The sequence below is a fragment of the Bifidobacterium sp. KRGSERBCFTRI genome (assembly GCF_025908335.1).
Map to the genome: position 1 here is coordinate 1,258,507 of NZ_CP109653.1, position 22,551 is coordinate 1,281,057.

Genomic DNA, 22,551 nt, shown 5'->3' on the forward strand with positions numbered 1-22,551 from the left:
GTGCAACATGGCAGACGAACGTGGTTCGCGCAATTCGAATAACTCCCGTGGGCGTTCCTACGGTAACTCGAGGGGCAATTCCGGCTCCCGTGGCCGTGGCAATGGCGGTGGTTTCCACCGTGGCGGCAATTCCGGCTCCCGCTTCAACTCCCATAACCGCAATGATCGCGGCTACCGCCATGAAGGTGACGGTGAGTTCCGTCGGGATGGCAATGGCCGTTACAGCCGCGACGACCGTCGCGATTCCCGTGATGGCAGCCGTCGCGGCAACGGAGAGCGCCGCGGATTCCGCCGCGATGATGACCGCCGCGGTAATGGTGGTTTCAGGCGCCGCAACGATGGCGATCGTCGTTTTAATCGCGACGACAACCGCGGGGATGGTGAACATCGCGGATTCAGTCATGATAACGACCATCGTTCCAACGGGCGTCATGATGGCGAGCGTCGATATGACCGCTTCGACCATGCCGGCCATAACAATGACCGTCGTAACAACCCGCGCTATAACCGCGATGATGACCGCCGCGGCAACGACCGTCATGGCGACCGCAACAACCGCAACGAACGTCGCGAGTTCAACCGTGAGGATCGTCAGGCATATCACGATCGCAAGCGCGATGAGTACATGTCAAAATCGCGCAAGAACTCCGATGGGACGGTGAGCTTCCCCTCGCAGAACCCATACGACCATCTGCGCCCGGGAGAGCCAAAACTGCCGAAGGGACTCGAATGGAGCATGCTCAGCAAGGACGAGCGTGAGCGACTGCGCGGCCTGTCCAAGGAGCATGCCGAAAACATCGGCTTGCACATCCTGGCTGCCTATACCTTGGAGGGAAACGATCCCGACCGCGCCCTAGCCCATGCGAAGTGGGCCGCCAAGCAGGCGTCCCGTGTCGACATCGCCCGCGAAACGCTCGCCATGATCGCGTATCGTCAGGGTGACTACAAGCTTGCATTGCGCGAATTCCAGACGGCGTTCCGCATGAACGGCTACTTGGATTACCTGCCGTTCATGGCCGATTGCGAGCGTGGCCTCGGCAAGCCCAAGAAGGCCATCGAGCTGTGCATGGGTGATGACGCGAAGCATCTCACCGGTGAGGCGAAGGCCGAGATGTTCTTGGTCTACGCTGGTGCCTTGGCCGATCTCAAGTTGTGGAATCAGGCCATTGAGGTCGTGTCCAAGCTCGTGCATGCCAAGGGCCTTGCAGGCGAATACCGTATGCGCGCCGCTCAGGCCGAGCAGTACTTCCTCGAGGAATCGGGACGCAGTGACGAGGCCGTGGCGATGGATGAGCTCATTGACGATCTCGAGGATCGCTATGCCGACGTCGAACAGGATGAGACCGACGATGACTTCGTGGTGGACTACGACGTCGAGGATCTTCCCGAGGATCTGCAGGCCAAGCTGGGTGTCACCCCAGATGACGCCCAGTATGCGCCGTTCGACGATGAGGATGGTGTGAACATGGACGATGAGACGCGCATCCCCGCCGAGGAGCAGCGTGCAGGGGCCGAAATGGACATTGAACCAGCTGAAATGCAGGAGCGCAATACTCGTCGCGACGAGGAGGGTCTGATGGCAGATCCCGATCTGACGGATGCGCAGGACGACATCGACGAGGAGGACGCCGAGATCGGCGATTCCGAGGAGGAGATCAAGGAAGAGACGGAGTGACATTGTTGAAGGCCACCGAAGCACCGTTGAGCCAGACGTATTCCTTGGCACTGCTCGACCTCGACGGGGTCGTGTATCGAGGCAAGGATCCGGTGGCCTTTGCCTCCGAAAGCATTCGTCAGGCCGAACATCTCGGCATGACCATTGAATACACGACGAACAATTCATCGCGGATGCAGTCTGTCGTGGCCGACCAATTGCGTGGTTTCGGACTGGACGTGGAGCCCTGGCAGGTCATCACCTCGTCGGTCGTTGCTGCACGCATGGTGTCCAAGCATGTACCTCAGGGTGCCAAAGTGTTGGTGGTGGGCGCGGAACACCTGCAGGACGAGGTGGGCAAAGCCGGCCTGACACCAGTGCAATACGCCAGCGATCATCCGACGGCGGTCATTCAGGGATGGTTCCCGCAGATGACTTGGCAGATGCTGGCGGAGGCGTCATTCGCCGTCGAGAACGGCGCCATGTATTTCGTGACGAACCGAGACCTGACGATTCCACGCGAAGCTGGCATCGCACCAGGTTGCGGGTCAATGATTCAGGCAGTCATCAATGCCACCGGCGTGCAACCCATCGCCTCGGCGGGCAAACCGGAATCGGCCATGTATGACGAAGCACGCGAACTTGCCGCGCAAGGCGACACAGAACCGGTCTGCAAAGCAAGGAGCCTGGCAATCGGGGATCGTCTCGACACCGACATCGAGGCGGGCAACCGCGGTGGCTACGACTCACTGGCCGTGCTCACCGGTGTGACGAATCCGACCGAACTGATGTGCGCTCCGAAGCATCTGCGCCCCACCTACATTGTGCGTGATCTGCGCGGTCTCAATGAGGCATACCCACGAATCGACGTGGATGAAGCCGGCACTCGGGCAACCTGCGCGCAAGCGCAGGCCAGTCTGACCCATCGGCGACTCACCGTGAACGACCCCAACGATGTCAATGCGCTGCGGGCGGCCTGCGCTTTGACTTGGCAAGCTGCGGACAGCGGGCAGGATGTCGCTGCATTCGCATTGCCTGAATTCAGTCTCGGCGAGTGAGCCTGCCTGCGTGTCGTGGATGAATCAGCATGACCCATATGGAATATGAACACACGGGGATGCGCGAAGAGCGTCTCGACGTCGTGGTCGCCAATGCGACAGGTGAATCGCGATCCAAGGCACAACGTCTGATCAAAACAGGCAAGGTGCACGTCAACGGGCATCCACAGACAAAGCCGGCATACGCAGTGCAGCCGGAATCGACCATCAGTGTGCACATGGCCATGGAAGACGATTATGTGTCGCGTGGCGCACTCAAGCTGCTGGGAGCATTCAACGCGTTCGCGCCAGCGGGATTCACCTCGGTTGAAGGCAAGCATTGCCTGGATATCGGTGCCTCGACGGGAGGATTCTGCGATGTGCTGTTGCGTAGGGGAGCCGCACAGGTGATCGCGCTCGACGTCGGCCACGGGCAGCTTGATCCACGTATCGCCGACGATCCACGTGTCATCGAGATGAGCGGAGTGAACATGCGGTATGTGGGGGTCGACGACCTGCCATATCGGCCGGACGTCATCGTCTCCGACGTCTCGTTCATCTCCCTGACATATCTGATGGCCGCCATTGCCGAGGTGGCAGCCCCCGCCGCACAGATCGTGCTGCTGGTGAAACCGCAGTTCGAAGTGGGACAGAAGGGGAGACTGGGCAAGAACGGCATCGTCACCGATCCGTCGTTGCGAGAGCAGGCACTCGAACGGGTGGAACGCTGTGCGCGCGAACACGGTCTGCAGGTTGTGGCGAGTGCTCCCTCTCCGATCGAAGGTACCCATGGCAATGCTGAATATCTCCTCTATCTGCGTATGTCGCAATCGTCGTGATTCCATATGCTGCGTTATGGAATATAAAACGTGGCGAGCGTCGGCGGTGCGGGACTCCTGCGAGGAGTTGTGGCGACACCTCCTGACAGGCATCTGTTTCGATGAGCGGTGAATTCGCTTTTGGTCCCTTGTGTTCCTACAATGGCTTATGCAAACAGGTGCTGTCGCGTGCCGTTTTGCGGCATGGACCGCTGCGGGCGCGCCGCGACCCAGACCTGCCCGCAGACGAAATTGACCGGTGACGAACAGGAGGACGCATGGCCAATCTCTTGTTCGATGAATCGGCATCCAACTCCGAGACCTCCAAGGGATTCGGTTGGTGGTTCTCTGGTGACACCTTCGAACGCAACGCCTATGAGGAGCGCAATCCTCATAGCCGTTCGCTGTCCTATCGACTGAACTCGCATCCGGGTCGTCTCACCATCATCTACTTCCTCGCGCTCATCACAGTCTCGACTTCATTGCTGTGCCTGCCGATCGCCACCCAGCCCGGCAAAAAGACCTCGTTCTCGACTGCGTTCTTCACCGCGGTTTCCGCTCTTTCCACCTGCGGCATCTCGGTGGTGAACACGACGGACCATTGGACGATCTTCGGGCAGGTGGTGCTGATCTTCTCGGTGCAGATGGGAGGCTTGGGCGTCATGACCTTCGCCTCGCTCATTGCCCTGGCCGTCAACCACCATTTGAAAGCCATGCAACGGTTGCTGGCGGCGAATGAACTCGGCACCAACAAGCTGTCGGAGATCCGCGGCGTGCTGCAGGTGGTGCTCATGACCACGCTCGTCATCGAGGTCGTCACGTTCTTCGCACTGTTCCCGGGATTGCTCTCCGTAAACAAGGGGAACGTGGGGCGCACACTGTGGGAGTCGTTGTTCTTCGCTGTCATGTCATACAACAATGCGGGATTCACACCCGATGGTGCGGGTCTGTACGTGAACAATTGGGCCGTTGGTTTGCCGATCATGATGAGCGCCTTCTGCGGGACGCTCGGCTTCCCCGTGCTGCTCAACATTTTCCGTACGGCGCGCATGCACAAATCACCGAAGCACTGGTCGCTGCACACCAAGATCACGATGATCATGACCTTCGCCATCGTATTCATGTCACTGATATGGTTCCTTGCCGTCGAATGGGATAATCCGGTCCTATTCAAGGACGGTGATGTAGACACCCGCATGCGGCGTGCGATGGTGGCTGCCGTGATGCCTCGGAGCAGCGGCTTCGATCTGTCCTGGGTGCCGGGGGTGAAGGAGTGCACGAAGGTGTTCATGAGCATTGTCATGTTCATCGGGGGAGGCTCCACTTCGACGGCGGGTGGCATACGCGTCACGACCCTGGCTGTGATTCTGCTGGTGTGCAAGGCCGCGTTCACCGGCCATACCGATGTCAATGCATTCCACAAACGAATACCGCAGCATGTGATCATGACCGCCATCTCGATTACGGCCTCTTGCGTCGCCTTGGTGTTCATCGCCTCGGTGGCGCTCATGCTCATCACGGACTCTTCGTTGAGCCATGCCATGTTCGACACCTGCTCGGCTTTCGGTCTGGGTGGTTACACGGTGGGTGTGGCCCAGGAGAACAATCCTGCGTCGCTCTATGTGCTGGCTGCCGCCATGGTTGTGGGGCGGCTGGGTCCGATGACGCTGGCCTACGCCGTGAGCAGGCCGAAGGAACTCGACGTGGTCCGTTACCCAGAAGGCCAGATAGTCGTCGGCTGATGGATTCGATTCCGCGACGGGGGAGAGACCCCACCGGCGGATATAGTGGTGTGATGAGATAAGCGCGTGTTGCGCAGGAAAGGGAGGAACATGCCGGAAAACCGCAGTGTGCTTGTGGTGGGGCTTGGTCGATTCGGAAGTGCCGTCGCGACGACTCTCGATGCGCTTGGACAGGATGTTCTTGCCGTGGACAAGGATCCGGAGCTCGTCAACCGATGGTCATCGCAGATTCCCACCGTGCAGGCCGACATGACCGACGTGCTCGCCATTGAGCAGCTCAACGCCTCCGACTTCGACACCGCCGTCGTCGCCATCGGCGATTCGGTGGAGGCCTCCGTCATCACGGCAGGCAATCTGCTGGACGCGGGCATCTCCGACATCTGGGCCAAATCCGTGTCGAAGGAACATGCCCGTATTCTACAGCGCATCGGTGCCCGTCACATCATCAACGCCGAAACCGACGCCGGCAAGCGCGTCGGCCACCTCGTCTCAGGCAATTACCTCGATTACATCGAGCTCGAAGGCGCCTACAGCGTTGTCAAGATCCATACGCCACCGCAATTCGTCGGGTATACGATCGGTGAGGCGAAGATTCATGACAGGTACGGTGTGACGATTGTCGGCGTGAAATCACCGGGCCATGAATTCCAATATGCTTCGAACGATCTGCAATTGAAACGCAACGACGAACTGATCATCATGGGCAAACAGGACCAGATCGACCACTTCATTCGGGGCTGACTGAGAGCCTGTGTGACGGTTGCCGTTCCGATTCCACGGAACGGTGCCTAGCATGTATTGGGCTATGATATGCGAAGAGCGTTTGCGAGGTGAAGATGGCCAAGGTACGACATGCAGTTGTGGTGACCCATAAGAAATTGCGTGAGACCGGCACCATTGTGCAAGACACATTGCTGCAGCTCGAACGTGGCGGCTTCGATGTCACACTGGTAGACACGGACACCATTCCCGATTTCGGCACGCTGCCGCAGACCGTTCCTCCCGAAACCGAGATCGTCGTGGTGCTGGGCGGCGATGGAACCATTCTGCGTGCCGCGGAACTGGTGCATTGCACCGATGTGCCGATCATAGGCATCAACATGGGGCATGTTGGTTTCCTTGCGGAATTCGAAAGCTTCCAGCTCGAGGAGGCGATTCGGCGCATCTGCGACCATGATTACCGGATAGACGAACGTATGGTGGCCCACGTCGACGTGTGGTTGCCGGGGACCACCGAGGCTTTGAGCGACTGGGCCTTGAACGATGTGACGATAGAGCGTGCCGACCGCGGCAAGATGGTGGAGATGAGCATCGGCATCGATGGAGTGGCCATGAGCTCGTTCGGATGCGATGGTGTGATCGTCTCGACTCCCACCGGCTCGACCGCCTATGCGTTCTCTGCAGGAGGGCCGATCATCTGGCCGGATGTGCAGGCTCTTCTGATGGTGCCATTGGCCGCCCACGCGCTGTTCTCCCGGCCGATTGTGATCGGTTCCACATCGACACTGCAGTTCACGATCCATGACGACTCCACTTCAGGCGGCTGGATCTGCTGTGATGGGCGCCGTCAGCTGGCATTGGCGAAGGGGACGCGCGTGGAGATTCGCCAATCTGCAAGCAAACTCCGACTGGCGCGGCTCTCCGACGTGCCGTTCACAAACCGGCTGGTCACCAAATTCAATCTACCGGTGGAGGGCTGGCGTGAACAGAACGCCTCCAAACATGAGGACACCGACGGACGCCTCCTCACCGATCCGCAGGGAACCTCACTCAAAGGCGAAGGGGATGAGGTGGATGAGTGCTAGGAGCCGCTCGTCAGCCGCATCAGCCTGGCCAACTAAGAGGTGGCACGGTATACTGTGAAGCTGCAGATTTCAGCGATGCCGCGGCGGCGAAACCAACCGGCGGCAGTGTGAGTAGACGACATGGATGGTGAACATGCTTGAGGAGCTCGAACTTCGAGACCTGGGGCCGATTGATTCAGCGACAATCACTCCCGCGCCGTCGATGACGGCGATTACCGGAGAGACCGGTGCCGGAAAATCCATGCTACTCAACGCATTGCGCATGATTTCCGGAGGGACTGCGGATGCGAGTCGCGTGGCATCCGGAGCAGACCAGGCATGGGCCCAGGGGATTTTCGCGCTGGGGGAGCGGGATCCGTTGCGTGCCATGCTTGCCGAGGCGGGAATTCCGGTCGATGACGATGGGCTCTTCCTCTCGCGTAGTGTGCCGGCGAAGGGGCGTTCGCGTTCCGTGCTATGTGGCAAAAGCGTGCCGCGCTCATTACTCGGCGAAGTGGCGTCGAACCTGATCACCATTCATGGGCAAACCGATCAACTGCGCATCGCCTCGGTTGCCCGACAGCGTGAATTCATCGATGCCTATGCCCGCGATGACAAGGCCCGTGAATCGTTCAACCAATCCTATGAGAAATACCGCAGTGTGTGCGAGCGGCTGCGCAGGCTGCAGACGCAGGAGTCGTCCATGCGCCAGCAGGCGGACTATCTCAGGGATTCCATAGCACGCATCGACCATGTGGATCCGCACGATGGCGAGCTCGAGGAACTCATGGACCAGCGTGACCGCATCGAACATGCCGAGCAGATCACCAGCGGTGTCGAGCATGCGTTGGCATATTTGGATGCCTCGCAATTCGAGAGTGCGGAAGGCGCAGCCGGTGTTGGTCAGCTCATCGCCGGCGCGGTGCAGTCGTTGCGCGGCATCCATGCGGTGGGGGATTACGAACAATTGGCCGAACGTCTTGAATCGGCAGGCGCTGAAATAGACGACGTCGTGTTCTCCCTATCCCGTTCCCTCGATGCGGACGGTGAGACAGGTAATCTGGATTCAATCAACGGGCGCATCCATGATCTCAATGAGTTGGCACAGCGTTGGGGGCCCACGCTCGCCGACGTACTCCAATGGCGTGATCGCGCGAAGATCGACGTAGAGGATCTCGACGCGTCGCCGGAACAGTTGCATTCCCTGGAACAGGAACGTGACCGGCTGCGAGATGAGGCGATAGCCCGCGGGCGGGCGTTGTCGAAGGCGCGAACCGATGCGGCGAATGCATTGAGCGCCCAGGTGAACCGTGAGCTCGGACAGCTTGCCATGTCCGGAGCGAAACTCGACATCGTGGTCACACCCCGCAACGGGGAAGGGATGCTCGACGCCACCGGCATCGACGACATCGAATTCCTCTTCACCCCCTTCCCGGGATCGGCGTCCCTTCCCATGGGCAAAAGCGCATCCGGCGGTGAACTGAGCCGTCTTATGCTCGCCTTGGAGCTCTGTGCCGCGGATTCCTCACAGGAATCGGATTCGTCTCAGAATGCGAGCGCGGGCATGACGTTCATTTTCGATGAGGTGGATGCCGGTGTGGGAGGCAAGGCGGCAGTGGAACTTGGCAGACGTCTCGCCAAACTTGCACGCCGTAATCAGGTGATCGTCGTCACACATTTACCGCAGGTGGCATCGTGGGCCGAACGCCAGTATGTGGTGAGTAAGGAGACCGGTAAAGAGGGTACACACACCACCGTGCGTGAGGTGAGCGGCGGTGAACGTGTGCGCGAAATCGCACGCATGCTCGCCGGCAGCGAGTCGAAGACATCCCTGGAACATGCGCGCGAGCTACTGCACGAATCCGAGATTGAATAGGGGGGGGGCACATGGCGAATATGGTGAATGCAGCCGGAGTCAACAGTGGAAGGGCGGCGATCTTCGACCTCGACGGCACGCTGCTCGACTCGATGGGCGTATGGGACGCGGTGGATGTCGAATTCCTCGGCAGACGCGGATTCGACGTGCCGGCAGACTACATGCAGAAGGTGAGTGCGATGCAGTTCCACGACATCGCCGCATATACGATCCGCAGATTCGGTCTCGACGACACGCCCGAGGAACTCATGCGGGAGTGGAACGATCTCGCCTATGAGGCGTACACCACGACAGTCGAGCTCAAGCCGGGCGCGCGGGCATATCTGGAATGGCTGCGCGCAAGCGGGGCGCGGCTGGCGGTGGCCACGTCGATGCTCCCCTCACTGCGGGAGCCGGCGATGCGTCATGCGGGCATCTACGATCTGTTCGACGTGGTCGTGGGCACGGGTGATGACGGCAGCAGCGGCAAGGACAACCCGGTCATCTTCCTCCACACGGCGCAGTTGCTCGGCGTCAAGCCAGCACATTGCACCGTGTTCGAGGATCTGCTCACGGCGGTGGAATCTGCGAAACGCGCCGGCATGCATGTGTGGGGAGTGCAGGACGACTCCTCGGCCATGCACTGGGAACGCATCTGCGAAACCGCTGATGGCGTGCTGTTCGACTTCACCCAGGCACCGCGTCAGCTCACATGATTCAAGAAAAACACGACAGTCCGATTCTCGTTGACTAATATGATGGGGCCGGTCCCTCCGCGGAGGGACCGGCCCCATATGCATCGCGCATGACTATAGCCGGTCGGCGCATTCCTCGACGTAGTGGCCCATGTCGCTCACCTCGACGCAGTCGCGGAACCGCACCTCGGCATTCTCCAGATTCCGCAGCATCTGCGGAATCGGCGTGCCTGATTTGGCGTGCAATTCGTCCATGCATTCGAAATCGGTGCCATCCGCCTTCAGCCCAAGCGCCTCATTGACCACGCGCGGGAACTTGTACGGGCTGGCAGTGGACAGCAGCACACGAGGCACCTGCGGATCCGCTGGCATCTGCTGCATCACGAAATAACCGCATGCGGTATGCGGGTCGATCACATAGTGGTTGCGATCCCAGCAGTCGGCGATCATCTCGCGCACCTGATCCTCATCGGCCCAACCGGTGGCGAACACCTTGCGAATCTCCATGAGCATCTCCGGAGGCACCTCGTAGGTTCCCCATTCGGCGAGATCGTTCATGAGATAGGTGATCATACGCGGATCCCTCTCGCTCATGTAGTAGAGCATGCGCTCCAGATTCGAGGAGACGAGAATGTCCATGGACGGCGACGTGGTCTCGAAGAACGGCCGCTTGCTGTTGTAGGTGCCGGTGGTGAGGAAGTCGAAGAGCACATTGTTGCGGTCGGAGGCGACGACGAGTTGACGTACCGGCAGGCCCAGCAGTTTGGCGTAATATCCGGCAAGCACATTGCCGAAATTACCGGTGGGCACCACGAAGTCCACCTGGTCGCCCACATTGATCACCTGCTGTTCAAGCAGCTGTGCGTAAGCGGAGAAATAATAGACGACCTGCGGTACGAGACGCCCCACATTGATCGAATTCGCAGAGGAAAGGCGAACATGCGCGTCCGCCTCAAGGCGTGACGCGAGATCACGGTCGCCGAAGATGCGTTTGACCGTGGACTGGGCATCATCGAAATTGCCATCCACCGCGCATACGTTCACATTGGACCCCTGTTGCGTGGTCATCTGCAGTTCCTGAACGCGGGAGACCTTGCCCTGCGGATAGAACACCGTGATGCCGGTGCCCTGCGCATCCGCGAATCCGGCAAGCGCCGCCTTGCCGGTATCCCCAGAGGTAGCGGTGACAATCATGATCTTCTCATCGCAATCCCCGTCCGCCGGAGTGGTGCGGGCCATCAGCCGGGGAAGGATCTGCAACGCGACGTCCTTGAACGCACAGGTCGGCCCGTTGAACAATTCCATGATGAAGTCGTTGCCCAGCGGTTTGACCGGAGTGATGCGCTCATCGCTCCATTGGGAGCCGTATGCCTCGGCGATGCACTGGGAAAGCTCCTCCTCGGTGTAGTCGTCAAGCAGCACCGACAACACCGTCAAAGCAATCTGCTGGTAGCTTTTACCCGCAAGATCGCTGATGTCAATCTTCGTCTCCCCAAGGGCGTCGGTGACGAACAGGCCGCCATCGTCGGCGATGCCCTTGCGTATCGCCTGCTTGGATGTGAATGCCTCGTCGCTGCTGCGTGTGCTGTGGAAAGTGCTCATGCGTTACTGTGTCCTTCGCCGATAGACGGATTGCCGAGTCACATTATAAGTGGAGCGTATGGAGCACACCGACACGCGTCCGTCCAATGGAACAAACCGTTGTGCGCTGTAGGCAACTGCCATTACTCTTGGGTCTATGACGAATACGAATGAGCTACAGACCCCGGTGAGCGGCGACGTGCAGCAGGCAGTGAACGCGCTCGCCGACGCGGCGGCCATAGCACAACATGAACTGGCGCAAGCGACCGCCGACACCAAGAACGGTGTGTTGATGGCGATTGCCGATGCGTTGGATGCGCATGCAAGCGATATCGCCGACGCCAATGCCATGGACATGCAGGCCGCCTTTGACGCAGGCATGGATCAGGGCAAGCTCGACCGACTCAAATTCGACGTCATACGTGTGGCCGCAGCGGCACAGGGTGTGCGCCATGTAGCCACCCTGCCGGATCCGGTTGGTGAGATTGTGCGAGGCTATGATCTGGGTAATGGGCTGCGATTGCAGCAGCAGCGTGTGCCACTTGGCGTAATCGGCATGATTTACGAGGCACGTCCGAATGTGACCGTCGACGTGGCGGCCCTGTGCCTCAAGTCCGGCAATGCGGCAATACTGCGTGGCGGCCATGCCGCGGAGCGCACGAACGCCGCTACGCTACAGGTGATAGACGAGGTGCTGCAGGAATTGCATTTCGATCCGGCACTTGTGGCATCGGTCGACCGCTATGGCCGGGAAGGTGCGCGTGCGATGATGCGAGCCACCGGTCATATCGATGTGCTCATCCCTCGGGGTGGAGCCGGTCTCATTCAATCCGTGGTGCATGAGTCGCGCGTTCCGGTGATTGAGACCGGGGCTGGGAATGTGCATATCTACGTCGATTCCTCTGCCGACATCGACAAGGCGATCGACATCGTGGTCAATGCGAAGACGCAACGCGTGGGTGTATGCAATGCCGCGGAGAAACTCATCGTGCACAGGGACATCGCCCGGCAGTTCCTGCCGAGAATGGCTCAGGCATTGGCACGTGCTCATGTGACCATCCATGCGGATGAGCTGTCGATGCGGATCATGGGAGATGCAGACATCAAGGACATCCAATTGCTCGCCGCCGACGAAGCGGATTGGGGCACCGAGTATCTGGCATTGGAGATTGGCGTGCGCATCGTCGATTCGCTCGACGAGGCCATTGACCATATCAACCGGTACTCCACACATCACACCGAATCGATTCTTTCCCAGGACTACACGAACATCGAACGCTTCACGAAGGCCATAGATTCCGCCGTGGTGATGGTGAATGCCTCCACGCGTTTCACGGATGGCGGGGTGTTCGGCTTCGGCGCCGAACTGGGTATTTCCACCCAGAAACTTCATGCACGAGGCCCCATGGGGCTCCAGGAGATGACGACGACGAAATGGGTCGGCTACGGCAATGGGCAGGTGCGCGCATGAACGGAGTGCAGGAAGGGATGGAATGGTTGGATGAACGCGAAGACGGTGCCGGCGGCATGACCGAGGTGGTGTCTGACGCGCCCGTCAACCCGTGGGGGCTTGACTTGGATGACCCGTTCATCGCGCTCCGACTCACTGCCGAGCGGTTGAGCCTGGTGCGGTATGTGTTCGTGGTGCAGATCGAGGACGGCATTGCGACCGCAGGGCAGCGCGCGTCGCTTGAGTATGCGGATGCCGTGCTCATCGGTTGGCCGGACGAGCACGCAAAAGGCCTGGACGCGCCGACCGATGAGGACCGGCGCACCATCGACGAGCAGATTCGCCTGATGGAGGAGTATGTCGACAAGTTCCGCACGATGGAACAGGATGGCGATATCGACGGCATGACCGACACCCTCATTCGCATCACCGAACGAGTGGCACGTGTACGCAGCATCTACCAGCCCAAGTTCCTGCTGCCCACATTCGCGGAAATCCGTCGTGTGGTGCAGGATGAATGGGATGAGGACATGGGCAAGATCGATTCCGACACCGTGATGAACGACAACGGGGAGAGCGGTCTGGCCAAGGATGTGCAAAAAGCCGCCCTTGATGCCGATGAAGCTGGTCGCGGCACGGATCGGGCCAGCGAATGAACGGCACCACGCCCATGGATCGGAGCATGTCCGAGCTGTCGCCCTATGCACAACGCGAGGTGGAGCTCGTCTCGCAGCACGGGCGACGTTCGGCTCGGGGCAACTGGCACGCCCATGCGCGTATCGGCATCATGGGCGGCACCTTCGATCCGATTCACAACGGGCATCTGGTGGCGGCCTCCGAAGTGGCGTGGGTCTACGACCTTGACGAGGTGATTTTCGTACCCACCGGGCGTCCGGTCTTCAAGCTTGACAAGCATGTGACGAATGAGGAGGACCGGTACCTGATGACGGTCATCGCAACCGCCTCGAATCCGAAGTTCGTCGTCTCGCGTGTCGACATAGACCGCCCCGGCGTCACCTACACCATCGATACGCTGCGAGACATCCGCGCCCGCTACCCCGATGCCGAGCTGTTCTTCATCACCGGTGCCGACGCCGTCGCTGAGATCATGCGGTGGAAAGACGCCGAGCGCATGTTCGACATCGCCCATTTCGTGGCGGTGACGCGCCCCGGTTACTCTTCGAAGGTCCCGCTGCCGGCTGGCAAGGTAGACATGTTGGAGATTCCCGCACTGGCCATTTCCTCCACCGATGTTCGTCAACGTGCGCGCAACGGGGAACCCGTGTGGTACCTGGTGCCGGATGGCGTGGTGCAATACATAGCCAAGCACGGCATCTACGACGAGGACGCGAAGTAGCGGCACGTCACCGGCTCTGGTATCGCGCCGCTCAGTCGAAACAGCGATTTATGATTGGACGCGTAACCGACGACCGACGTTTGGAGACACGGTGAGTGCAATTCTCGAGGGGAAACCCGATAAAAATCTCATTCTCGTAACAGGCAGGGCGCATCCCAAGCTGGCCACCGACGTTGCGGACCAGCTCGGCATCGATGTTCTCGAGACCACCGCCTACGACTTCGCCAATGGCGAGATGTATGTGCGCTACACCGAATCCGTTCGCGGAGCCGACGTGTTTGTGCTCCAGAGTCATTGCACTCCGGTGAACAAAAGCATCATGGAACAGCTCATCATGATCGATGCACTGAAGCGCGCTTCAGCCAGGTCGATCACCGCTGTATGCCCATTGCTCGGCTATTCCCGTCAAGACAAGAAGCATCGTGGCCGCGAACCCATCTCCTGCCGTCTCGTCTTCGATTTGCTGCGTACTGCCGGCGCCGATCGCGTGATGAGCGTCGATCTGCACGCGGCCCAGACCCAGGGCTTCTTTGACGGACCTGTGGATCATCTGATTGCCATGCCGGTATTGGTCGACTATATTCGCGATCGTTTCGATGGTCATCTCGACAATGTCACCGTCGTCTCGCCAGATGCCGGGCGCATCCGTGTCGCTGAGCAGTGGGCGCAACGCCTGGGCGGCGGTCCGCTGGCCTTCGTGCACAAGACCCGTGACATCACGCGGCCGAACCAGGCCAAGGCGAACCGTGTCGTGGGCGATGTCAAGGGCAAGGATTGCGTTCTGGTCGACGATTTGATCGACACCGCGGGAACCATCGCCGGGGCATGTCAGGTGCTTCGTGAAGCCGGAGCCAGGTCGGTGACCGTGGTGGCCACCCATGGCGTGCTTTCCGGACCGGCAGTTGATCGTCTCAAGTCATGCGGCGCTCGTGAGGTGGTGCTGACCGATACCGTTCCGATTCCCGAGGAGAAGCGGTGGGACGGTCTCACGGTGCTTTCCATCGCGCCGTTGCTTTCCTCCGCCATCAAAGCCGTATTCGAGGACGGCTCAGTGGCCGAATTGTTCGACACCTACCCTGAACATCACGGGCAGGGATTCCTGTTCGCCTGATTGGTCGCTGTGCAGATGTGAAACACACCGGCGGCGAAAAGTCTGGGCATATGGCATAATGAACACTTGGCGGAGTCACTCCGCCGTTCCCCCATGGTGTAATGGCAGCACACGGGTCTTTGGAACCCTTTGTCTTGGTTCGAGTCCAGGTGGGGGAGCAATTGGACGCCTGGTCCGCATACGCGGATTAGGCGTTCGTCGTTTATAGGTTTGGAGGCATTCCATGACGTTGACCGCGGCAATCGTCCTCGCAGCAGGGGAGGGGACGCGCATGCGTTCCCGCAAACCGAAAGTGCTGCACGAATTCGCAGGAAAGACCTTCCTCAACAGGGTCATGGATGCGGTCGGGGCGCTCGATCCCGAGACGCTCGCCGTTGTCGTGCGTTATCAGGCACAGCGAGTGGCCGAAGCGGCCCGCTCCTATGATGACGCTGTGCTCATTGTGGAACAGGATGAGATCCCGGGTACGGGACGTGCTGTGCAATGCGCGATGGAGCAGCTCGGGGAGCAGGGGCCTCTTTCTGGCACTGTGCTCATCACCGCGTCTGACATGCCGCTGCTCGACACCTCCACACTCAAGCAATTGCTGGATTACCATCGTGACAGTGGTGACGGAGCCACCGTGCTCACCACCGTGCTTGACGACCCGACTGGATATGGTCGCATCATTCGCGATGCCGACGGCAACGTGCTCAAGATCGTGGAGCAGAAGGATGGCAACAGTTCCGAACTCGCGGTCCGTGAGGTGAACACATCGGTGTACGTGTTCGATGCCGCGGTGCTCGAACAGGCCATCGCCAATCTGAATGCCGACAACGCTCAAGGCGAGTTCTATCTGACGGATGCGCTCACTGTCGCGCGGCAGGTGAGCAAAGTCGGCGCCTTCGCCGCGCCCGACCCCTTGAGCGTCGAGGGCGTCAACGATCGTGTGCAGCTCGCGTCGCTGGCCAAGGCGCACAATCTGCGTGTATGCAGGCAGTGGATGCTCGACGGGGTCACCATCGTCGATCCGCAGACCACTTGGATAGAAGACGAGGTCGAGATGGAGTCAGATGCTGTGATTCTGCCGGGGTGCTTCCTGCAGGGACACACCACAATCGCCCATGACGCTGTGGTCGGCCCCTACACCACGCTCATCGATGCGACGGTCGAGCCGGAGGCCCATGTGGAGCGTTCCCGCGTGCAGGAGAGCCGCATAGGCCGGGAAGCGAACATTGGACCATGGACGTACCTGCGTCCGGGAAACGAGATCGGCACTGGTTCAAAGGCGGGTGCATTCGTCGAGATGAAGAAGGCGCACATCGGCGATGGCAGTAAGGTGCCCCATCTGAGCTATGTGGGCGATGCCGATCTCGGCGAGAACACGAACATCGGAGGCGGCACCATCACCGCTAACTACGATGGTGTGCACAAGAACCACACCCATATTGGTTCCGACGTGCATATCGGCGCCGGCAATCTGTTCGTCGCGCCGGTCAATGTGGGGGACGGTGTCACCAGCGGTGCGGGATCGGTCATCCGACATGATGTCCCGGGCGACGCGATGGTGTACTCCGAGAACACGCAACATGTTGTAGACAACTGGAAACCAGCTTGGGAGCGTTGAAATGAATGCTTTGGAACAATCCATCAATTCGGTGCGCGTCGCCGCGACTGCGGCCGATGGCATGAAGGCGGAGGACGTGGTGGCCTACAACGTGGGCGACAAACTCGGCATCTGCGACCTCATGATGATCGCCTCCGCTTCGAACGAACGTCAGGTTCTGGCCATTGCCGAGGAGGTTGAGAAGCAGCTGTTCCTCAAGGATGGAGGCCGTAAGCCGCGGTCCAGGGAGGGCGTCGAGGAGGCGCAGTGGGTGCTGCTCGACTACGGTGATTTCATCATTCACATCATGCATGACGAGGCACGTGACTTCTACAATCTCGAACGCCTGTGGCGTGATTGTGAACCGGTTGACCTCGAACTGGAGCATCCGGAAAGCCGGGGCATCAAGTCCAGCGACGCCGATACCGAAGAGTGACGGCGGACGAATGGAACCGTACGCACGCCATGGCCGCACCTCATACAACAGACACAAGGGCTGGTGCAGGGATCGATCGACATTCCGCTCGATGAGGTCGGGCTGTGGCAGGTGAACCAGTCCGCGCAGTCACTGATTAAGCTATATGTGCTCCCAGACCCATCTCGGCACCAGCTCGTTGTGTCCTCCGACCTCGAACGTTCGATGCAGACGGCACATGCCTTCGCCGATAGACTGGGGTCCGAAGTGCATGCCGACGAACGGTTGCGCGAGCGGCATTTCGGTGAATTCGAAGGCCGATCCGGCGCATACCTGCAGGCCAATTTCCCGCAGGACTTCGACTCGTGGTGCCGGGGCATGGGCGGCGAGATGAATCATGGCGCCGAATCCCACGAACATGCCGGTGTCCGCAGCATGGAGGCCATGAATGATTGGGCCCATGAATGCGATGACGACACCGACTTGTTCGTATTCTCCCATGGCGCGCTCATCGAAAACGCGCTGCAGGTGCTGTTCGGCATCGAACGACGATACCCGGATTTCACGCTCACCTCGATGTGCAACGCGCACTGGGCCAGACTGAGAAGGGCCGATATCGACATGGACAGCCGGTGGATCATGGAGGACTACAACCATGGACCCGCCCTGGCCGATACACAGTATTGGGAGCGCCCAGACACTTTGCCAGCGAAATGACAGGACACCTCAAGTCTTGGCGTGTATGCTGTGAAGACGAAAACTATGAGGCGCGGATGACGAACGCGCCTCCAACCATATCTGAACATTGAAAGCACCGTGAAAAACTTCTTCAAAGGAATATCGTTCTCGCAGCTGCTGGCAGGCGCCTTGGCCGCGGTGACATCGTTTCTGCTGTCGTCGAAGATCGGCATCGCAGGTTCGGTAATCGGCGTGGCCGTGGCCTCCATCGTCTCCACTGCGGCTTCCCAGCTCTATCAGAACGTGATTGACGCGTCGAGCAAGAAACTCCAGGATGCCGCACAACAGGTTGGGGTTGCTCCGCCGCATGCCAATGCACATACAGGCGACCACTCCACGGCCGATATCGACGACACACAGACCATCGCACCTGTACATTCCGATAGCTCCCGTGGCGCACGCACCGTGGTCTCCGGAACCCATGCCACCGATGCTTCGAAGCACCCGCAGGCTGGTACGAAGCCGCAGATGACCAAGCATGACAAACGTGTGGCCGTGATTGTCGCACTGATTTCCGGTCTGGTGGCGGTGGGCATCACCGCAGGTGTCATCCTCGCCTTGACGGGAGGCAAGGGCACCGACTCCGTGGTGCGTGACGTGGTCAGCCCCACTTACTCGCAGACGCCGGCCGAGATGCCCACCCAGACGCCCACACAGACACCGGCGCCCACGCAGAGCGGAGAGGGAAGTGATACCGATTCGCGTCATACGAAGGATTCTTCGACATCGGACAGGAATGGACAATCCTCGGGATCCTCTTCGGGCAATGCGAATACTGGTTCGGGGAACTCAGGCTCTGACTCATCGAACCCCGGATCCTCAGGGTCGTCCGGGTCCCAGAACTCGAATGGGTCTGGGACTGCGGGCACCGGTTCCGCTGGTCAGGACGGCAATTCGGGTGATACGCAGAACACGGATTCCGGCAATGGTGATTCGGGAGGTTCCGTCAATGACGGAACCAATTCAGGCACCACCCAGAAGAAAGACGGTTCGCAAGCTCAGCAATAGTAGGCATATATGGGGATGGCCGGGAATCGATTCCCGGCCATCCCCATATATGCTCCGCCCGAACGCGTCAATGCGACACGCCGATTTGCTCATCGAAACAGAATGTTGTAATCTAGCACAGGTTCGTTCGAAGAACGACGGGGCTATGGCGCAGCTGGTAGCGCATCTCCATGGCATGGAGAGGGTCAGGAGTTCGAATCTCCTTAGCTCCACCACCAACCCGGCTATGCCGGGTTTTTGTTTTCGTCTTCTGAAGTATCACATTCCCCATATCCTTCCACAGCGCAAACCCGAATATGCCGCCATGTCATCGCGTAGTGTGATAGTCATACATGACGAAAGGAACATCATGGCGCAACTGACTGAAGATATGAAGGAATTCATCAAGAACAATCTGGCATGGGTGGCAACCGTGAACCAGGACGGCATCCCCGACCTCGGTCCGAAGATGTCGATGTTCGTGCTCGACGACAACCATCTTGCCTATCATGAGCGCACTGCCGGACAGACCTACCGCAACCTCGAGAACGGCAGCCCGTTGGTCGTGGCGTTCGCGAACTTCGAACAGAAGAAGGGCTACCGCTTCCGTGGTGAAGTGGTGCTGCACACTGACGACGCCATTTACGACGAACAGGTCAAGCTCGCCAACGAACGTGGCACCAAGGTTCCCGCCTGCGTCCCGGTGCTGGAGATCAGCGAGATCGAGGACCTCTCCGCAGGTGCAAAGGCCGGCACGGTGATCTCGCACGACTGAGCCATATACCGAAAATGCCGAAGCCTGTCGTCTGGCTTCGGCATTTTTGTTCCATGCGGATCGATGCCGGGTGATGGGAACAGAAAGGACGGGAAGAAATGATCGATGAAGTGATGTTCATGCGCCACGGGCGCACCGCATTCAATTTGCAACGGCGCTTGCAGGGGCAGATCGACATTCCACTCGATATCGTGGGGCAGTGGCAGGTGGATATGAGCGGATTCACACTCGCCCAACGGTTCTATTGGGCCAAGGTGTCGAATATCGCCCGGCATCCGGACAGGCTTTCCCAGCCCTCCGATCCCCCGATTCGTCGCAGCGACATCACGGAATATGAGCAAGCCCCTGCGTCGCGACGCCGCATGGTGGTCGTGAGCTCGGATCTCTTCCGGGCCCAACAGACGGCCCATGCTTTCGCCGACCCGCTGGGATTGGACGTGACACTCGATTCGCGTCTGCGCGAACGTGATTTCGGCCAATGGGAAGGGATGAGCCGAGAGGAGATTAATGAGCGGTACCCGGAAGGATATGCGTCGTGGAAGGCCCATGAGGGCGGCGAGGCGGCCTATGGGGTGGAAAGCCGTCCCGACCTTGGCAAACGTGGCAGTTCCACGATCCGTTCCTATTGCGACGACCCCCAGTACATGGATGAGCCCACCACGTTGTTCGTCGTCTCCCACGGTTCATGGATCGCCGCAACCATTGGAAACCTCATGGGTCTGCCAGATTCGCAGCTTGACAATCTGACCGGTATGCGCAATGCGTTCTGGAGTCGTATGGAACCCCAGTACACTTCGAATTCCGTGCTGTTCCATCTTACGGAATATGACAAGGGGCCGGATGTGGCGGACGCCGTTGACTGGGAGAACGGCCCGGCGTACCTGCGCAATCCAGACATGCCGATGTGGAAACCGCTGATTTAGGCCGATGCTGCCCGGCTGTCTCAACCCTGCGACTATGCTGGTGCGTTGGCTTGAAAGCGACCGTGACGCATGCACCCCTTACGTGTGGCGTCGCGGGTCCAGTGGCGAATGCCGGACACGATGAAGGCGGGTGATGCCCCATGTTGCGTATGTTCAGTACCGTTGACGGCCAGGTACGGCAGATTTCGAAACCAGAGAACGGCTCTTGGCTGGCGTTGGCCGATCCCACCGATGTCGAGCTCGCCACCGTCTCGCAGGAGACGGGCATCGACCTCGCCGATCTGCGTGCCCCGCTCGATGACGAGGAACGTTCGCGCGTGGACGTGGAGGATGACTACACGATGATCATCGTGGACATTCCCACCGTGGAGGAACGCAGCGGCAGGGATTGGTACGAGACGATACCATTGTCGATCATCGTGACGAAGACGATGATCATCACCGTGTGCATGCAGGACACCCCGGTGCTCCATCCGTTCATGGAAGGCACGATCCGGGGATTCAACACTTTCATGCGATCCAGATTCATTCTGCAGATCCTCTATCGAAACGCGACGATGTACCTGCGGTACCTGCGCATCATCGACCGGGAGACCGATAAACTCGAACTGCGTCTACGCCACTCCATGCAGAACCGCGAGATTCTCATGCTGCTCGAACTGAGCAAGACCTTGGTGTATTTCAACACGTCGCTCAAATCGAACGAGATCGTCATGGAGAAGCTCATGACGCTCACACGCATTAAGCAGTACCCGGAAGACGAGGATCTGCTTGAAGATGTGATCACCGAGAACAAGCAGGCCATCGAGATGGCGAACATCTACAGCGGCGTTCTCGCGAACATGACGGACGCGTTCGCCTCGATCGTGTCGAACAATCTGAATAACGTGATGCGCATCTTCACGATGATCTCGATCACGCTATCGATTCCGACTCTCATTTTCTCCATGTATGGCATGAACTTCCAACAGGGGATGATCGGCATGCCGTTGAGCGATTCAAAATGGGGGTTCCTCGTCATCGTCCTGCTTGCCTGCGTCTTGGCAGGAGCGGTGATCTGGTTCCTCACACGCTCGCGACTGTTCAAGTGAGGCGCGCCATGCATGCAAGACTGAGAACCATCTCCCGTGCGATCCTCACAATCTCTCTCGCAGTGGGGCTTTGCGGCTGCGGCACCTCGGTGAATGTCAGCGCCCCGGGGCAGGCGAAGGGGCCGGTCATGTCGATCGGCGTGCCGGCCGATGAACCGGGGGTTGGTTGGTACCATGACGGCGAATACAGCGGTCTGAGTGTCGAAGTGGCCAAATATGTGGCAAAGGTGCTCGGCTATGGGGACGAGCAGCTCTTCTTCCACTCCCAGACCCCCGCCACGCGCTTGGACAGGCTTGACGATGGTAGCGTCGATTTCGCTATGGTCACGTTCGCCTATGACGGTGGCAAGAATGCGTTGGAGATGGACCATACGCAAACGGCGGATGGCACCCGGTACGAGGTCTCGGGCCCATATCTGGTCGCTCGCAACCAACTGCTGGTTCGTGCCGATGACGCACGTCGGCTGCCGGATGTGCAGTCACTCGATGGCAGGACCGTGTGCACGGTCGCCGGCGAGTATTCCGGGGAACAACTCCATGACCGTCACCCACGGATCAAGATCCTGCAACGTGCCGACTACAGCGAATGCTCGGCATCATTGCTGGTGGGCCAGAGCGATGCCATAGCCGGGCCACAGCCGATTCTGGCGGGACTGCGCAAGGACGGTGGCACCCGATACCTGCATCTGCAGGAGGACAGCTACGGCACCCAGGCTTTCGGCATCGCAGTGAAGGCGGACCAGCGCAAGCTCATGGAGCTCATCGACACCGCCCTGCAGCAGATGGTCGATGACGGCGCATGGGACGCCCAGATCGACGCAATGGAAACCGAGTTGGGTATGCATGTGGATCTGAGTCTCAATCCGGTGACGGTTGCACGCTCGCAGGACGACGAATAACGGGCGCATCCCCTCCCGGTGCAACCGGGTCGACTGGTGGACATGACGCCCCCA

Annotated in this window: 21 protein-coding genes and 2 tRNA genes; 22 read left to right on the top strand and 1 reads right to left on the bottom strand. The window is 59.5% G+C overall.

Annotated elements, in window-relative coordinates; translation table 11 throughout:
• The first annotated feature begins 7 nt into the window (after positions 1 to 7).
• The 8 genes from OGI63_RS05280 to OGI63_RS05315 all read left to right on the top strand — a co-directional run bounded on the left by OGI63_RS05280 (position 8) and on the right by OGI63_RS05315 (position 9,606).
• Positions 8 to 1,675 carry a hypothetical protein gene (locus OGI63_RS05280; protein WP_004218067.1) on the top strand — a complete coding sequence of 556 codons (1,668 nt, stop codon included), beginning with the start codon at positions 8 to 10 and terminating at the stop codon, positions 1,673 to 1,675.
• Positions 1,672 to 2,712: an HAD-IIA family hydrolase gene (locus OGI63_RS05285; protein WP_004218065.1), complete on the top strand. Its 1,041-nt coding sequence runs from the start codon at positions 1,672 to 1,674 to the stop codon at positions 2,710 to 2,712. The genes OGI63_RS05280 and OGI63_RS05285 overlap by 4 nt, the downstream gene beginning before the upstream one ends.
• A gap of 29 nt (positions 2,713 to 2,741) precedes the next feature.
• Complete coding sequence (locus tag OGI63_RS05290) at positions 2,742 to 3,530, top strand: TlyA family RNA methyltransferase (protein ID WP_004218063.1); 789 nt, start codon at positions 2,742 to 2,744, stop codon at positions 3,528 to 3,530.
• A 257-nt stretch (positions 3,531 to 3,787) separates the two neighbouring features.
• A complete protein-coding gene (locus OGI63_RS05295; protein ID WP_004218062.1) occupies positions 3,788 to 5,251 on the top strand; it encodes a TrkH family potassium uptake protein in 1,464 nt (487 codons plus the stop codon).
• A gap of 90 nt (positions 5,252 to 5,341) precedes the next feature.
• Positions 5,342 to 5,992 carry a potassium channel family protein gene (locus tag OGI63_RS05300; protein WP_004218061.1) on the top strand — a complete coding sequence of 217 codons (651 nt, stop codon included), beginning with the start codon at positions 5,342 to 5,344 and terminating at the stop codon, positions 5,990 to 5,992.
• Positions 5,993 to 6,087: 95 nt separating this feature from the next.
• Positions 6,088 to 7,056 (top strand): NAD kinase, encoded by a 969-nt coding sequence (locus OGI63_RS05305; protein WP_004218060.1) that lies wholly within the window; start codon positions 6,088 to 6,090, stop codon positions 7,054 to 7,056.
• A 133-nt stretch (positions 7,057 to 7,189) separates the two neighbouring features.
• Positions 7,190 to 8,911: a DNA repair protein RecN gene (gene recN / locus OGI63_RS05310; protein WP_012619984.1), complete on the top strand. Its 1,722-nt coding sequence runs from the start codon at positions 7,190 to 7,192 to the stop codon at positions 8,909 to 8,911.
• An 11-nt stretch (positions 8,912 to 8,922) separates the two neighbouring features.
• Positions 8,923 to 9,606, top strand: coding sequence for an HAD family hydrolase (locus OGI63_RS05315; RefSeq protein ID WP_004218058.1), 684 nt, complete (start codon positions 8,923 to 8,925; stop codon positions 9,604 to 9,606).
• Positions 9,607 to 9,699: 93 nt separating this feature from the next.
• Here OGI63_RS05315 and thrC read toward each other — a convergent pair whose 3' ends face one another.
• Positions 9,700 to 11,187: a threonine synthase gene (gene thrC / locus OGI63_RS05320; RefSeq protein ID WP_004218056.1), complete on the bottom strand. Its 1,488-nt coding sequence runs from the start codon at positions 11,185 to 11,187 to the stop codon at positions 9,700 to 9,702.
• 136 nt (positions 11,188 to 11,323) lie between these two features.
• Here thrC and OGI63_RS05325 point away from each other — a divergent pair, with 136 nt between their 5' ends.
• The 14 genes from OGI63_RS05325 to OGI63_RS05390 all read left to right on the top strand — a co-directional run bounded on the left by OGI63_RS05325 (position 11,324) and on the right by OGI63_RS05390 (position 22,497).
• Positions 11,324 to 12,637 carry a glutamate-5-semialdehyde dehydrogenase gene (locus OGI63_RS05325; RefSeq protein ID WP_004269080.1) on the top strand — a complete coding sequence of 438 codons (1,314 nt, stop codon included), beginning with the start codon at positions 11,324 to 11,326 and terminating at the stop codon, positions 12,635 to 12,637.
• A 17-nt stretch (positions 12,638 to 12,654) separates the two neighbouring features.
• Complete coding sequence (locus OGI63_RS05330) at positions 12,655 to 13,272, top strand: hypothetical protein (RefSeq protein WP_004218053.1); 618 nt, start codon at positions 12,655 to 12,657, stop codon at positions 13,270 to 13,272.
• Positions 13,269 to 13,973: a nicotinate-nucleotide adenylyltransferase gene (nadD, locus tag OGI63_RS05335; RefSeq protein WP_004269081.1), complete on the top strand. Its 705-nt coding sequence runs from the start codon at positions 13,269 to 13,271 to the stop codon at positions 13,971 to 13,973. Before OGI63_RS05330 ends, nadD begins: the two co-directional genes overlap by 4 nt.
• Before the next feature lie 91 nt (positions 13,974 to 14,064).
• Complete coding sequence (locus tag OGI63_RS05340; RefSeq protein ID WP_004218051.1) at positions 14,065 to 15,084, top strand: ribose-phosphate diphosphokinase; 1,020 nt, start codon at positions 14,065 to 14,067, stop codon at positions 15,082 to 15,084.
• An 87-nt stretch (positions 15,085 to 15,171) separates the two neighbouring features.
• A tRNA-Gln gene (locus tag OGI63_RS05345) sits at positions 15,172 to 15,242 on the top strand.
• 65 nt (positions 15,243 to 15,307) lie between these two features.
• Positions 15,308 to 16,690, top strand: a complete 1,383-nt coding sequence (glmU, locus tag OGI63_RS05350; RefSeq protein ID WP_004218050.1) for a bifunctional UDP-N-acetylglucosamine diphosphorylase/glucosamine-1-phosphate N-acetyltransferase GlmU — start codon at positions 15,308 to 15,310, stop codon at positions 16,688 to 16,690.
• A 1-nt stretch (position 16,691) separates the two neighbouring features.
• Positions 16,692 to 17,105 (top strand): ribosome silencing factor, encoded by a 414-nt coding sequence (rsfS, locus tag OGI63_RS05355; RefSeq protein ID WP_012619987.1) that lies wholly within the window; start codon positions 16,692 to 16,694, stop codon positions 17,103 to 17,105.
• 63 nt (positions 17,106 to 17,168) lie between these two features.
• Complete coding sequence (locus tag OGI63_RS05360) at positions 17,169 to 17,801, top strand: histidine phosphatase family protein (protein ID WP_004218048.1); 633 nt, start codon at positions 17,169 to 17,171, stop codon at positions 17,799 to 17,801.
• Between the two features lie 99 nt (positions 17,802 to 17,900).
• Positions 17,901 to 18,830 carry a hypothetical protein gene (locus tag OGI63_RS05365; protein WP_004218047.1) on the top strand — a complete coding sequence of 310 codons (930 nt, stop codon included), beginning with the start codon at positions 17,901 to 17,903 and terminating at the stop codon, positions 18,828 to 18,830.
• 139 nt (positions 18,831 to 18,969) lie between these two features.
• Positions 18,970 to 19,045, top strand: a tRNA-Ala gene (locus OGI63_RS05370).
• Between the two features lie 134 nt (positions 19,046 to 19,179).
• Complete coding sequence (locus tag OGI63_RS05375; RefSeq protein WP_004218046.1) at positions 19,180 to 19,584, top strand: pyridoxamine 5'-phosphate oxidase family protein; 405 nt, start codon at positions 19,180 to 19,182, stop codon at positions 19,582 to 19,584.
• A 98-nt stretch (positions 19,585 to 19,682) separates the two neighbouring features.
• A complete protein-coding gene (locus OGI63_RS05380) occupies positions 19,683 to 20,507 on the top strand; it encodes a histidine phosphatase family protein (RefSeq protein ID WP_004218045.1) in 825 nt (274 codons plus the stop codon).
• A 140-nt stretch (positions 20,508 to 20,647) separates the two neighbouring features.
• The gene (locus OGI63_RS05385) at positions 20,648 to 21,598 is read left to right on the top strand and encodes a magnesium transporter CorA family protein (RefSeq protein WP_004269082.1); all 951 of its coding nucleotides are present in this window, start codon (positions 20,648 to 20,650) and stop codon (positions 21,596 to 21,598) included.
• An 8-nt stretch (positions 21,599 to 21,606) separates the two neighbouring features.
• A complete protein-coding gene (locus OGI63_RS05390; RefSeq protein WP_004269083.1) occupies positions 21,607 to 22,497 on the top strand; it encodes a transporter substrate-binding domain-containing protein in 891 nt (296 codons plus the stop codon).
• The last annotated feature ends 54 nt before the right edge of the window (positions 22,498 to 22,551 follow it).

What these genes read in the sequence shown, in the direction of transcription:
- OGI63_RS05280 (WP_004218067.1), top strand. Translation starts at nt 8, where the DNA reads ATGGCAGACGAACGTGGTTCGCGCAATTCGAATAACTCCCGTGGGCGT.
- OGI63_RS05290 (WP_004218063.1), top strand. Translation starts at nt 2,742, where the DNA reads ATGACCCATATGGAATATGAACACACGGGGATGCGCGAAGAGCGTCTC.
- OGI63_RS05295 (WP_004218062.1), top strand. Translation starts at nt 3,788, where the DNA reads ATGGCCAATCTCTTGTTCGATGAATCGGCATCCAACTCCGAGACCTCC.
- OGI63_RS05300 (WP_004218061.1), top strand. Translation starts at nt 5,342, where the DNA reads ATGCCGGAAAACCGCAGTGTGCTTGTGGTGGGGCTTGGTCGATTCGGA.
- OGI63_RS05305 (WP_004218060.1), top strand. Translation starts at nt 6,088, where the DNA reads ATGGCCAAGGTACGACATGCAGTTGTGGTGACCCATAAGAAATTGCGT.
- recN (WP_012619984.1), top strand. Translation starts at nt 7,190, where the DNA reads ATGCTTGAGGAGCTCGAACTTCGAGACCTGGGGCCGATTGATTCAGCG.
- OGI63_RS05315 (WP_004218058.1), top strand. Translation starts at nt 8,923, where the DNA reads ATGGCGAATATGGTGAATGCAGCCGGAGTCAACAGTGGAAGGGCGGCG.
- thrC (WP_004218056.1), bottom strand. Translation starts at nt 11,187, where the DNA reads ATGAGCACTTTCCACAGCACACGCAGCAGCGACGAGGCATTCACATCC.
- OGI63_RS05325 (WP_004269080.1), top strand. Translation starts at nt 11,324, where the DNA reads ATGACGAATACGAATGAGCTACAGACCCCGGTGAGCGGCGACGTGCAG.
- OGI63_RS05330 (WP_004218053.1), top strand. Translation starts at nt 12,655, where the DNA reads ATGGAATGGTTGGATGAACGCGAAGACGGTGCCGGCGGCATGACCGAG.
- nadD (WP_004269081.1), top strand. Translation starts at nt 13,269, where the DNA reads ATGAACGGCACCACGCCCATGGATCGGAGCATGTCCGAGCTGTCGCCC.
- glmU (WP_004218050.1), top strand. Translation starts at nt 15,308, where the DNA reads ATGACGTTGACCGCGGCAATCGTCCTCGCAGCAGGGGAGGGGACGCGC.
- rsfS (WP_012619987.1), top strand. Translation starts at nt 16,692, where the DNA reads ATGAATGCTTTGGAACAATCCATCAATTCGGTGCGCGTCGCCGCGACT.
- OGI63_RS05375 (WP_004218046.1), top strand. Translation starts at nt 19,180, where the DNA reads ATGGCGCAACTGACTGAAGATATGAAGGAATTCATCAAGAACAATCTG.
- OGI63_RS05380 (WP_004218045.1), top strand. Translation starts at nt 19,683, where the DNA reads ATGATCGATGAAGTGATGTTCATGCGCCACGGGCGCACCGCATTCAAT.
- OGI63_RS05385 (WP_004269082.1), top strand. Translation starts at nt 20,648, where the DNA reads ATGTTGCGTATGTTCAGTACCGTTGACGGCCAGGTACGGCAGATTTCG.
- OGI63_RS05390 (WP_004269083.1), top strand. Translation starts at nt 21,607, where the DNA reads ATGCATGCAAGACTGAGAACCATCTCCCGTGCGATCCTCACAATCTCT.